We start from the raw sequence: 11505 nt of genomic DNA on the forward strand, positions 1-11505 counted from the left end.
TTTGTTAAAAAGAATGCCATAGAGTCAGAGTTACAATTTACACGGAAGGGTTATTATACTCCACTGTTCCGGTGGATGACAATACCAATCCCGAAATTTAATGGACATATTTTTACGATCTGACAGTTTCTGCCCAAATCCCTTTATTACCAATCAATGATAACGCATTCATAGATAGCATATGAGGGGAAGTCTGGAAGTCATTCATCTGCTTCATTCATCTGCTTCATTCATCTGCTTCTTCTATAGACTGAAAATAAACGGGCCACATCCAAGGTTTCCCCTGTTCCTGGCAAGCTGAGCCATTGGCAACAAGATAATATTTTGTTACAATGCTGTCTTGTGGCTCCCTGTTTTCTAACAGGACGAGCGGGTAGGGAGAGGGCTAATTTAATAGGATAGACCGCCATGAAACATAATTGGTTTAAGCGACTCTTTGAGCTTGAGCAGAATGAGACGACGGTAAAACGGGAAGTGATGGCGGGATTGATCGGCTTTTTTGCGATTGTCTATATCATTGCCGTCAATTCCCTCATCTTATCGGAGGCGGGAATACCGCTGGAAGCAGCCATTTTAGCAACAATCGCCGCTTCTGTCGCCGGCTGTTTCATCATGGGTTTTTATGCGAACGTGCCGATTTTGCTTGTGCCTGGAATGGGAATCAACGCCTTGTTTTCCTATACCATCGTTCAATCGATGGGCGTCACCTGGCAGGAAGCATTGGCCGTCGTATTTATTTCCGGCTTGTTGTTCATGTTCATTGCATTCACCAGGTTTGCGAAAACGTTAAGTGAAGCGATTCCCCAGTCGTTAAAAGAGGCAATCACAGTCGGACTCGGATTGTTTTTGATGCTGATCGGACTGGAAAAAGGCGGGTTGGTCGAAAAAGGAACGAATTCGATTATCATGCTAGGCGAACTGGGTGATCCCCAGGTACTTGCCACGATTTTGACCTTTTTGATCGCCATCATCCTGTTCATACGAAATGTTCCGGGTAACTTCTTAATTACGGTGGTTGCCGGCACATTAATTGCATGGATGTTTGGTCTCATCAACGTGCATGCAGCAGGAGAAACATCTTTTTCATTCGGGGAATATATGGATGTTTTCGGGGCAATGTCCTTTGCAAACATCTTATCGTTAACCTTCTGGATTGCCGTGTTTTTGATCACCATGGTGCTTGTGTTTGAAAATATCGGACTCACCCATGGACATGTGAACTTTATTAACCGACCGGAAAAGTTTGCCCGCGCGTTTCAAGCAAACGCTGTTTCCGCAGCACTGTCCGGATTGTTCGGCACCAGTCCCACTGTCGCAACCGTGGAAACAGCTGCAGGGATGGCGGCTGGCGGGAGAACCGGTCTGACCACCGTAACAACAGGGACGCTGTTTTTACTGTCGGCATTTTTCATTCCGGTCATCAAGCTCATTCCCGACAGCGCAATCGCCCCGATTTTGATGATTATCGGAGGATTGATGCTGGAAAATATCCGTCACTTGAACTTGGAAGACTTAAGCGAGAGCTTCCCGGCCTTTTTCATCATCGCCATGATTCCATTCACATACAGTATTGCGGATGGAATCGCGGTCGGCTTCATCCTTTATCCGATTTTGAAAATCGCCATCGGAAAAGCGAAGGAAGTCTCCCTGGCCTTGTATGTCATCGCCGGCTTGTTTTTGTTTAACTTTGTCTTTCATGTAATGAGTTGATGGAGACTGGATAGATAAGATGAAATCAATCCTCCTTCGGTTGGAAAGGTGAAACCTCCCATCCGAAGGGGGATTTTTATTAGACCGGGGTGGCTAATGGCTATCGTTAAGTGCTCCTATTTATTTCGGTAGTACTTTTTAAAAGCGCCGACCAGTAACATAGCTACTCCAACATAGTTGATAACAAGGCCGAAAACAATATACCTATATTCAGTCGTAAATAAACCGATGAGCGACACACACAAACTTATCAAAAACAAAACCGCACTTATGATAAAAAACTTCATCCCAGATCCCCTTTCTAGACCTTTAAACCCTTTTGCAGACAAGGCGGATACACTCCATAGGACACGGCTTCTACTTTTCGTTTGAGAACTTTCTTTTTCGAAAAACAAAGCCCAACAGTAATAAGAAGATAGGGATAAAACTAATTAGCCTCCATCCGTTTTCCGCTCCATAAAAATAATAAGCTATTGGGATAGAGGAAATGAAGCTGATAAACAATGCCACCGAGGATTTTTTTAAAATGCCAAAAAGGAAAGTGACAATAGAAACCACTAAAGACGCTTGCCATAGAAGCATGATTACGTTAAACGAGTCCATGAAATGCCTCCTCCTATTGGGGTTCAAGCGAATTACGTACCAATTTTGAAAATCACTATCTAAAAAGCAAAAGAAGTCTCTCAGGCCTTGTATGTAATCGCTTGTTTGTTTTGGTTACACTAAGTCTTTCAAGTAATGAGTTGACTTAGAATATTAAAGATTTATATGGATGCTTTCTCCTAACCATAATTTTAATCCCTTTCAGAAGCAACCATCTCCCTGCCCACCAATCCTCTTAAGCTTGTTCTTATGATTTAACGATTAGTCACACTACCATTGTCTTTATGAGGTATATTGACTTGTTTTGGAAAAAACGATGTATAACGACCAAAGAACTCTAGGTGGAATGTTTTATGTGTGTTGGGAGCAAATTTCGGATCTTGATTGGGCTAATTACTCTCCAATCGTTACTTGTCGAAGATATGACCAAAAAATGTTACCTGATTAAATAAACTTATTAAAAGTAAGCTACCATAATGGTTGGAAGGTTTACTTAATAACCAAAGGCTTACCTGTCTATTTCTATTCGGTATGCGAAAGTTGATATCACAGGGTCTTTTAGTTGACGATGATAGGATGCATCGTATATTCTACGCAGGTACATGCAAAAATAAGGCAATCAAATGACGCCTTAAAATAAGGAGAGAGTTTCATGGAGCATTTATTTACCCCATATAAATTGAAAAATCTAGAACTCAAAAATCGGGTGGTTATGCCTCCGATGTGTCAATATTCTGTTACAAATAAAGACGGTATTGCGACTGACTGGCATTATATACATTACGTAAGTAGAGCTATTGGTGGAGCGAGCATGATTATCATTGAAATGACGGATGTCGAGCCAGATGGACGAATTACGGATAATGATTTAGGCTTATGGTCAGATGAGCAAATCCCGGCTTTAAAGCGCATTGTGGATGCCTGTCATCACCATGGTGCGAAAGTAGGTATTCAAATAGCTCATGCTGGACGAAAAGCAGAAGATGCAGCTGAACCTGTAGCACCATCAGCCATTCCTTTTGATGAAAACTCTAAAACACCAAGAGAACTTACTGTTGATGAAATTCAAGAGATGGTTGAGAAATTCCGTCGTAGTGTTGCACGTGCGATTAAAGCAGGCGTTGATGCCATTGAGCTTCATGGTGCGCATGGCTATTTGATTCATGAATTTCAGTCCGCTTATACGAACAAAAGAACGGATGAGTATGGGCAAGACTTAGCTAAGTTTGGTAGAGAAGTGATCCAAGCTGCAAAAAGCGAAATACCAGACGATATGCCTTTAATTTTCCGAATCTCAGGAAAGGAATTTGTTGACGGCGGGTATGGTATTAAAGAAAGTATTGAACTGGCAAAAGAATACAAAGCTGCAGGTGTGGATATGTTCCATGTAAGTGCGGGCGGCGAAGGTCAGATTGCTGCTCATGGAAGACCAGGAACACACGCCGCTTATCAAGTTCCATTAGCTAGAGAAATTAAACACACTTTAGACGTTCCCGTCATTGCCGTCGGACGGTTAGATGAACCTGTTTTAGCCAATGCTGTGGTAGGGAATGAAGATGCAGATCTTGTTGCTGTTGGAAGAGGTATGTTAAGAAATCCATATTGGACACTTGAAGCAGCTACCAAGCTGAAAAAAGAAACCACATTCCCGCAACAATATGTAGTAAGCTTCCCAGAAGCACGGAAGCAATAGGAAGATTCAACAATAATTAAAATTTCGGCTCTACAATATTTGTTACACACAAGCTCCTATCGCTACTATGCTTGAATTGTCAAAAAAACAAGAAAGCAGATAGGAGCTTTGTGTACCATGCCTTTACCAGGATTTTAAAACGAATCTGTCCTATCGTAACGAATTTTGATTTATTCGCTCTTTTATGGCAATTGGTTCCCTGCCGCCCTGTACAGCTCGTACCATTCTTCCCTTGTCAACTCAATATCCGAAGCTTTTGCAATCGCGGATAGACGCTGCATATTCATCGTTCCGACAACCGGCTGGATGTTAGCTGGATGGCGCAAAATCCAGGCAATTGCGATAGCAGAGTCCGTCACTCCTTTTTTCTCAGCCAGCTCTTGAAGTTTTGCATTCAACTCCGGAAACTTGTCATTCCCGACAAACACTCCCTCGAACATGCCAAACTGGAACGGCGACCATGCCTGGATGGTCATTTCATTTAACCGACTGTAATCCAGAATACTGCTGTCCCGTACAACCGCCGGGTCGTGTTGCATATTAACGTTGAGGCCGGCATCGATCATCGGCGTAAACATCAGACTCAGTTGCAGCTGGTTGATGATCAAATCATCCTGTAAATATTTTTTCAGGAGTTCGATCTGCATCGGGTTCTGGTTGCTGACACCGAAATGACGGACCTTTCCGCTTTCTTTCAGCTTGACAAAAGCCTCTTTCACTTCCTCCGGCTCCATCAACGCATCCGGCCGATGGAGCAGCAGAATATCGATGTAATCTGTATTCAACCGTTGCAAACTGCCATCGACTGAATCAAGGATATGTTGCTTCGAAAAATCAAAAAATCCACCCCTGATCCCACACTTGGTTTGAAGTACGATATCCTCACGGTTGATGGAAGTCTCCTTTAAAGCATTGGCAAAGACTTCTTCCGATTTCCCGCCGCCGTATATATCGGCATGATCAAACAAATCCACCCCATGCTCCACCGCATTTTCAATCACGTTGGCAGCATCTTGACTGGACAGCTTGTCCATCCTCATGCAGCCAAGCGAAATTTCCCCTGTATGTAGGTCACTTGTTCCCAATCTGATTTTCTTCACAGCGCCACCCCTTTTCTTATAATACTTTTATTCTATCATGTAGCAGAAAAGAAGTCGCAAGGAATACTCCAACTCTTTTCATCCATACTTTTTAAGACAGTGGTTATTTTTATCAGGGAGAGGGAAAACGTTTATCAACAAGTATCCCCGTCAGGAGGCGGCTGACATGATTAAAGGTATTGGCCATTTGGCCCTCACTGTGGAAGACATGGAACGTTCGCTTGATTTCTATTGCCAAGTACTCGGGTTCGAGCATGCCTTCAGTATCCAGGATGACAATGAAAATCCGTGGATTGAATACATCAAAGTAGGCACCGGAAGATTTATCGAACTGTTTTATGGAGGCAAAAACAAAACAGAAGCAGACAGCAACCGCATCGGCTTTCACCACTTATGTCTGGAAGTAACGGATATCGAAAAAACAGCCAACCAGCTAAAAGAAAAGGGAATCAAACTGGATAGCGAGCCAAAGCGTGGTAAAGACGACAACTATCAGTGTTGGGTTTCTGATCTGGACGGCAATTCGATAGAGTTTATGGAAATCAGCAAAGCGTCTCCGCACTGGGCGTGGTACGATTAAAAAGGAGGCTATCGCATGGAGGAATATGACAAACTGGAGGCATTCCCTACAGAAGATCCAGCTTTTGAAAGAATAAAAGAGCTCAAAGCCAAAGGAATACCAGAACGACATATTTGGGTGGTTTCCCAACATAAAGAAGACGCAGACATGTTGAAGGAACTGGCCAATATCCAATACAAAACCGTACAAGGAGCCACTAGCGAAAAGTTCACTTCCCTTTTTTCGGACAAAGGTGTCGAGGAAAAGGTGCTGGACAAATTCAACATTAATCCGGAGGAAAAAGAACAATATATTGATCGGTTGAATGAGGGGCAGCTGCTTTTGTATGTGGAGGATCCCGATTTAGAAGATAGTGTTTCTTATCCGTCTGCCCAACCGACTTTGTTTGATATTACTCAGAAGAGTAATAGGAATGAAGGTTCAGAGAGGGAGTAAAGACGACTTCTCCCTCCTTCTCAAGAACAAATGTGAATCAATTCACAATTCAGCCATAACTTTTTGACTAAAATGTGAAATCATTCACAATATTCTTTTCTTCTCTGCAAATCGTGATAAGATATAAGTGTAATAAGAAATAAACAAGATTTTGTAAAAATAAATGTGAAATGTTGAACAAAGTTTTATAGCCCTTATCTTCATTTAAAAAGGAGTGTTCTATTATGTTAGAATTATTGAGAAAAAACAATGTTGTCGCTGGTCTGTTAGCTGTCATCCGGATTTACCTTGGTTACCAATTCCTTCACGCAGGGATTGAAAAATTAACAGGCGGTGGTTTTGACGCCAGCGGATTCCTGCAAGGCGCCATTGCTTCTGCAACAGGTGAACATCCAGCCGTCCAAGGCTGGTGGGCTACATTCCTTGAACACGTCGCACTGCCAAATGCAACGCTCTTCTCTTTCCTTGTCATGTGGGGTGAAGTACTTGTCGGTATCGCTTTGATTCTTGGATTGTTGACCAACTTTGCAACCTTGATGGGCATGATCATGAACTTCGCATTCTTGTTCAGCGGAACCGTCAGCACCAACGGCCAAATGATTCTGCTCGCCATCTTCGTCATCGTAGCAGGCGCCAATGCTGGGAAATATGGCTTGGACAGATGGGCAATGCCTTACCTGCAGGCCCACGCACCGATCAAGAAAAACCATAAAAAAGAAACCGCAACGGTTTAAACGAATGAACCGATCCATCCTATCAGATCAAATCACCAGGTGATTTGGTCTTTTTTTATGGTGATTTTTTTCCTCCTAGAAAATTATTTGTAATTTTATGTTAAAATCGAATCAATAGCTCGAAAATTCACATTTTAGAAAAGGAGACAGTCCATCGTGCGGAAGGAGAATGATTATAAAGCGATGCAATGGTTCGGTTATGTCATTATACTGTTGTCACTGCTGGCAGACCGCTCAATCAGCGAATTCGGACGAGGACCTGTATTCGGTTTTTCTTATTTTGCTTGCATAGGAATTGTACTGGGGGCAACCATTACATTCGTTTACTCGTATAAAGCAAAGAGAATTACAAAAAAGATACGATGAAAAAGCAGGGTTGATCCTGCTTGTTGTTTTCTGAAAGATAAGGAGAAACATATGGAGAGCTGGCTGATAGATATTGTTGATACATTTGGTTATATGGGAATTATGTTTTTAATTGCGTGCGAAAACATTTTTCCTCCTATTCCTTCTGAAGTAATCCTGTCTTTTGGCGGATTTTTGACGACCACTTCCGATTTAACGAAAATAGGTGTCGTCCTCTCGGCCACAGCAGGATCTGTCATTGGAGCGATCGTTCTTTATATAATCGGTCTCCAACTAGACGTTTCCCGTTTAGAAAAGATAGTCAATCGGTGGGGACACGTCCTCCGACTCAAAACATCCGATTTGTATAAAGCCGATCAATGGTTTGATAAGTATGGACCTTGGACCGTTTTCTTCTGCCGCTTTGTTCCACTCGTAAGGAGCCTGATCTCCATACCGGCTGGCATGTCCAACATGAATGCGGTAGTATTTTTGCTACTCACAACCGTAGGCACGTTGATTTGGAATGTCGTACTAGTGTATGTTGGGGCTTCCCTAGGGGCTTCCTGGCAAGAAATCGTGCAAACGATGGAGGCTTACGCCCGTGTTGTTTATCTATTACTAGTTGTCCTGGTTATCCTGCTGGCTATTCTCTTCTTTCGCAAAAGAAAACGTCATGGAAAGTGAACAAAGGAGGTAACGTTCGAATGGCCATTTTCACAAGTTACATTATCGCCCTATTGGCAGCTGCTATTGCTTATCAATTTAGTGAAGGCAAGTCGAAAAAGAAGAAATACAAGATTTGGGGATTTACAATTATGCCCCCTCGTTGCTTTTGGATTGGGATTGACGTATGCAGTACTTGTAAAAAGTGGCTGGGCCGCCATGATTATGCTCTACCTGTTCCCGCTGTTTTTTCTGATCGGCCTTTTTATTTTACTAGCGGGGATTTTTAATAAGAAAGAAGAAACTTCACGAAAGGATTCTGTACATGAATAACTCCTACAGTAAATGGTCTGCCATTTTAGCCATTATTTGTGCAGCAGCTATTTTTGCGTCGTATGCCATCGCCCCTAAGCAACCCGAAGGCATGATGGTCGTCTTGATCCAAGTATTGTTTTTCACCGCAATTATCACCGGGCTTCTCAGTCTGATTTTCAGCTTTGTCGGAGTTAGAAAAAAAGAACCCGGCTATTTGAAATTTGTCGCCCCTGTCATCGTTTGTTTGGTTATATTGACGTTCCTTATATCGTTTGCAATCATGGTCGTCAGTTTTTTTTAAAGCTTGTTATTTTTCAAGAATGAAAGGAAGTAAAAATGTTAGTGGCTAACGAGGATCCATTAAGCACAGAGACCAGGCGGGTGAAGCAAAAATTCAAATGGGGATGTCTGATCTGGCTGGGGATTTTCGGAGCTGGAATCCTCGTTCTAGCCATCCTTTTTATAGGCCCTGAGACTGTTTTTGGCTACTCCTATCTTTTTGCACTGCTGGTTCGCATCGTTTTGACGATGTATTTACCCTGGTTGACACTACCTGCAGCAGTAATAAGTCTTATCCTCTCCAAAAATACCAAAAGAGCCATCATTGCAATAGGCGTCTGCATTTTGGTTGAAGTCTTGGATAACTACGTTCAAAGCGGTCGCGGGCCAGGTTCAGGAGAATATCTCCTATGGCTTGTAGACGACGGGACAATTTTGGATTATTTATGGGTGATTGGCTACCTATACCTTGTATATTGGTGGATAATAGTTGTTAAAAGGAAAAAGAAAAGGGAGGAAAACAATGAATCTCGGAGATGAATACTTGAACATTATCATTCTACGATTCAAAAGCGTTAAAAGACTTGGAGAACAAACGATGAAGCAACTATCAGAGAAGGATATTCATTGGACTTATAACTCTGAATCCAACAACGTCGCCATTATCGTCAAGCATTTGAGTGGGAATATGGTCTCAAGATGGACGGACTTTTTAAATTCCGACGGAGAAAAACTTGACAGAAACCGGGAGGACGAATTTGAGGATACCATTTCATCGAAAGCTGAACTCCTGGAGATTTGGGAGCGAGGTTGGAAAACTTTATTTGATGCATTAAATAGCTTAACAGAATCCGATTTATTAAAAACCGTTCCTATCCGTGGAGAGGGTCTCTTAGTTATCGATGCAATTGAAAGACAGCTGGCGCACTACGCTTCCCATATTGGCCAAATGGTTTATATCGGTAAGCTGGTAAAAGATTCTGACTGGGAAAATCTCAGCATTCCAAGAGGAAAATCACAGGAATACTTGCAGCAAATGCTCGATCAGCATAAAAAGAAAAATTAAACCATTATTTTACTAGATAGGGGGCTTAGAAATGGATGCAACCTTTCATGTCGATCATGCAGTATTTAACTATCGCACTGCAGCCGTAATGATTAAAAATGACCATGTTTTGCTGCATAAGCAAGTTCATGAAGATCATTGGGCGCTCCCAGGCGGCAGAGTGGAAATCCTAGAGGATTCCCAAACGACAGTGCAGCGGGAAATCAAAGAAGAACTGGGCTGGGATATAGAAGTACATAACTTACTATGGGTGACGGAAAATTTTTTTGCATATAACGAACGGGATTTCCATGAAATCGGGTTGTATTATCATGCTTCACCACAAGCATCGATAAAAGTCGAAGCCGATACTTTTTACGGGGAAGAAGGCAATAGACTTATCTATCAATGGGTTCCACTGGAGGAACTAAAAAATATAAATCTGGTTCCATGGTTTCTAAAAAACTCACTTCTAAATGTTCCAGCTGCTATTGAGCATAAAATAATCAAAGAAACGTATGACAATTTCCGGGGAAATAATCAGAAAAAAGACAAAGGCGGTTGGGGGAAATAAAAAGCAACCAACCGGAACATTCAACTTGATTTAACCGGTGTTAATGACTTTTGTTACGCTCTGGTTGGGTAAGAGCTTTTCCGACAATACGTTTGGATAGTACCGCCTCCTCCTTCTTATAGCCGTTTCATTAGTCGGAACCATTCTCTCTTTCTTTGGAAATTCAGCTGAAATCGGCTTAACGGTCAGAGCTTTAGCAATCATCCTTTTCATCAGAATCATTATTTACGGAATTCTATTTTAATGGAAAAGAGGCTACTCCATGGTCAAACCAGTTAAGTTAAAAAAGGGAGATAAGATAGGAATCATTACTCCATCTTCCCCTGCACCAGTTCATTTTAAACAACGTTATCAAAGAGGTCTGGAACAATTAAAGAAACTTGGCTACCAGGTGGTAGAAGGAAAGTGTTCTACTCAACAACAGGCTTATCGTTCTGGAACAATAAAAGAAAGAGCCGAAGAAATCAATGCATTTTTTTATGATGACGAGATTAAAGCAATCATCAGTACGATAGGTGGTACCAACTCGAACTCTTTATTGCCTTACATTAATTACGACCTTTTGAAGGATAATCCGAAAATCGTAATGGGATATAGCGACGTAACAGCATTGTTGTTAGGCATTTATGCCAAAACAGGATTAATCACGTTTTATGGGCCGGCGATTGTCCCTTCGTTCGGAGAATATCCTGAAATGCTGCCAAAAGGGTTGGAATTTTTTCAGAATGTGACAGCCTTGCAGAAATCCTCCCCTTACACCCTTGAAATTCCGGACGAATGGACGGATGAAATGCTCGATTGGCATACACAAAACCGGGCAAAAAAAATGTATAAAAATGAGGGATGGAATTGTTTGCGGGAAGGCAAAGCCTCCGGAAAATTGATTGGCGGCAACTTAAATACCATGTCAGGTTTTTTGAATACCCAATATTTTCCCGACCTGGACGACTCCATTCTCTTTATCGAAGATTCCTTTAAAGATATGGCGATGGAAGAAAGACTGTTCAGCATGTTAAAGGTATCTGGTATTTTTGATAAAATTAGTGGATTGATCGTTGGAAAACACGAACAGTTTAATGATTTAAGCGCTCCATTTACATTAGATGAATTGTTGCTGGAAGTGATCGGTGACAGGGATATCCCCATTCTCACCAATGTAGACGTCGGACATACTTTCCCTTCTCACGTTTTCCCCATCGGGATAAAGGCAGAATTGGATGCTGATCACGGGGAAATTGTTTTTTTGGAAAATGGCGTCATAGCGCATTCTGAATCTTAATCAATGCCTGGACTGAATAACAATATCGCTGCCACTCGTTGTCGAGTGGTTTTCTTCTTTTGATTCTTTTTGTCTACTTTCCCGCATGCTTTTTGCAATTATCTGCTAATCCGATTACATTAAAAGAGAGAACGATATTCATTTCGA

Annotated in this window: 15 protein-coding genes; 13 read left to right on the forward strand and 2 right to left on the reverse strand. The window is 41.9% G+C overall.

The genetic code is table 11. The annotated features are described in order from the left end of the window. Positions 1-408 precede the first annotated feature (408 nt). Positions 409-1710: an NCS2 family permease gene (locus ERJ70_RS16155; protein WP_209365808.1), complete on the forward strand. Its 1302-nt coding sequence runs from the start codon at positions 409-411 to the stop codon at positions 1708-1710. A 116-nt stretch (positions 1711-1826) separates the two neighbouring features. Here ERJ70_RS16155 and ERJ70_RS16160 read toward each other — a convergent pair whose 3' ends face one another. Next, on the reverse strand, positions 1827-1997 hold the full coding sequence (locus ERJ70_RS16160) for a hypothetical protein (protein ID WP_209365809.1): 171 nt from the start codon (positions 1995-1997) through the stop codon (positions 1827-1829). A gap of 968 nt (positions 1998-2965) precedes the next feature. Here ERJ70_RS16160 and ERJ70_RS16165 point away from each other — a divergent pair. Continuing rightward, positions 2966-4006, forward strand: coding sequence for an NADH:flavin oxidoreductase/NADH oxidase (locus tag ERJ70_RS16165; protein WP_209365810.1), 1041 nt, complete (start codon positions 2966-2968; stop codon positions 4004-4006). A gap of 182 nt (positions 4007-4188) precedes the next feature. Here ERJ70_RS16165 and ERJ70_RS16170 read toward each other — a convergent pair whose 3' ends face one another. Then, the gene (locus ERJ70_RS16170; protein ID WP_209365811.1) at positions 4189-5106 is read right to left on the reverse strand and encodes an aldo/keto reductase; all 918 of its coding nucleotides are present in this window, start codon (positions 5104-5106) and stop codon (positions 4189-4191) included. Between the two features lie 166 nt (positions 5107-5272). On the opposite strand from ERJ70_RS16170, the gene ERJ70_RS16175 reads away from it, so the two are divergent. The 11 genes from ERJ70_RS16175 to ERJ70_RS16225 all read left to right on the forward strand — a co-directional run bounded on the left by ERJ70_RS16175 (position 5273) and on the right by ERJ70_RS16225 (position 11358). Then, positions 5273-5686, forward strand: a complete 414-nt coding sequence (locus tag ERJ70_RS16175; RefSeq protein WP_209365812.1) for a VOC family protein — start codon at positions 5273-5275, stop codon at positions 5684-5686. Positions 5687-5701: 15 nt separating this feature from the next. Continuing rightward, a complete protein-coding gene (locus ERJ70_RS16180) occupies positions 5702-6121 on the forward strand; it encodes a general stress protein (protein WP_209365813.1) in 420 nt (139 codons plus the stop codon). Positions 6122-6345: 224 nt separating this feature from the next. After that, positions 6346-6855 carry a DoxX family protein gene (locus tag ERJ70_RS16185; RefSeq protein ID WP_209365814.1) on the forward strand — a complete coding sequence of 170 codons (510 nt, stop codon included), beginning with the start codon at positions 6346-6348 and terminating at the stop codon, positions 6853-6855. Between the two features lie 156 nt (positions 6856-7011). Next, the gene (locus ERJ70_RS16190) at positions 7012-7221 is read left to right on the forward strand and encodes a hypothetical protein (RefSeq protein WP_209365815.1); all 210 of its coding nucleotides are present in this window, start codon (positions 7012-7014) and stop codon (positions 7219-7221) included. 51 nt (positions 7222-7272) lie between these two features. Further along, a complete protein-coding gene (locus ERJ70_RS16195) occupies positions 7273-7887 on the forward strand; it encodes a DedA family protein (protein ID WP_209365816.1) in 615 nt (204 codons plus the stop codon). A 20-nt stretch (positions 7888-7907) separates the two neighbouring features. Further along, positions 7908-8156: a hypothetical protein gene (locus ERJ70_RS16200; RefSeq protein ID WP_209365817.1), complete on the forward strand. Its 249-nt coding sequence runs from the start codon at positions 7908-7910 to the stop codon at positions 8154-8156. A gap of 35 nt (positions 8157-8191) precedes the next feature. Then, positions 8192-8482 carry a hypothetical protein gene (locus ERJ70_RS16205; RefSeq protein ID WP_209365818.1) on the forward strand — a complete coding sequence of 97 codons (291 nt, stop codon included), beginning with the start codon at positions 8192-8194 and terminating at the stop codon, positions 8480-8482. A 41-nt stretch (positions 8483-8523) separates the two neighbouring features. Next, complete coding sequence (locus ERJ70_RS16210; protein WP_209365819.1) at positions 8524-9000, forward strand: hypothetical protein; 477 nt, start codon at positions 8524-8526, stop codon at positions 8998-9000. Further along, positions 8984-9526 carry a DUF1572 family protein gene (locus tag ERJ70_RS16215; RefSeq protein ID WP_209365820.1) on the forward strand — a complete coding sequence of 181 codons (543 nt, stop codon included), beginning with the start codon at positions 8984-8986 and terminating at the stop codon, positions 9524-9526. The genes ERJ70_RS16210 and ERJ70_RS16215 overlap by 17 nt, the downstream gene beginning before the upstream one ends. 31 nt (positions 9527-9557) lie before the next feature. Next, a complete protein-coding gene (locus ERJ70_RS16220; RefSeq protein WP_209365821.1) occupies positions 9558-10079 on the forward strand; it encodes an NUDIX hydrolase in 522 nt (173 codons plus the stop codon). Between the two features lie 262 nt (positions 10080-10341). Continuing rightward, positions 10342-11358: a S66 family peptidase gene (locus ERJ70_RS16225; protein WP_209365822.1), complete on the forward strand. Its 1017-nt coding sequence runs from the start codon at positions 10342-10344 to the stop codon at positions 11356-11358. The last annotated feature ends 147 nt before the right edge of the window (positions 11359-11505 follow it).

Source organism: Sediminibacillus dalangtanensis, assembly GCF_017792025.1.
GTDB lineage: Bacteria > Bacillota > Bacilli > Bacillales > Amphibacillaceae > Sediminibacillus > Sediminibacillus dalangtanensis.

What these genes read in the sequence shown, in the direction of transcription:
- ERJ70_RS16195 (WP_209365816.1), top strand. Translation starts at nt 7,273, where the DNA reads ATGGAGAGCTGGCTGATAGATATTGTTGATACATTTGGTTATATGGGA.
- ERJ70_RS16220 (WP_209365821.1), top strand. Translation starts at nt 9,558, where the DNA reads ATGGATGCAACCTTTCATGTCGATCATGCAGTATTTAACTATCGCACT.
- ERJ70_RS16205 (WP_209365818.1), top strand. Translation starts at nt 8,192, where the DNA reads ATGAATAACTCCTACAGTAAATGGTCTGCCATTTTAGCCATTATTTGT.
- ERJ70_RS16200 (WP_209365817.1), top strand. Translation starts at nt 7,908, where the DNA reads ATGGCCATTTTCACAAGTTACATTATCGCCCTATTGGCAGCTGCTATT.
- ERJ70_RS16225 (WP_209365822.1), top strand. Translation starts at nt 10,342, where the DNA reads ATGGTCAAACCAGTTAAGTTAAAAAAGGGAGATAAGATAGGAATCATT.
- ERJ70_RS16155 (WP_209365808.1), top strand. Translation starts at nt 409, where the DNA reads ATGAAACATAATTGGTTTAAGCGACTCTTTGAGCTTGAGCAGAATGAG.
- ERJ70_RS16180 (WP_209365813.1), top strand. Translation starts at nt 5,702, where the DNA reads ATGGAGGAATATGACAAACTGGAGGCATTCCCTACAGAAGATCCAGCT.
- ERJ70_RS16160 (WP_209365809.1), bottom strand. Translation starts at nt 1,997, where the DNA reads ATGAAGTTTTTTATCATAAGTGCGGTTTTGTTTTTGATAAGTTTGTGT.
- ERJ70_RS16215 (WP_209365820.1), top strand. Translation starts at nt 8,984, where the DNA reads ATGAATCTCGGAGATGAATACTTGAACATTATCATTCTACGATTCAAA.
- ERJ70_RS16165 (WP_209365810.1), top strand. Translation starts at nt 2,966, where the DNA reads ATGGAGCATTTATTTACCCCATATAAATTGAAAAATCTAGAACTCAAA.
- ERJ70_RS16175 (WP_209365812.1), top strand. Translation starts at nt 5,273, where the DNA reads ATGATTAAAGGTATTGGCCATTTGGCCCTCACTGTGGAAGACATGGAA.
- ERJ70_RS16185 (WP_209365814.1), top strand. Translation starts at nt 6,346, where the DNA reads ATGTTAGAATTATTGAGAAAAAACAATGTTGTCGCTGGTCTGTTAGCT.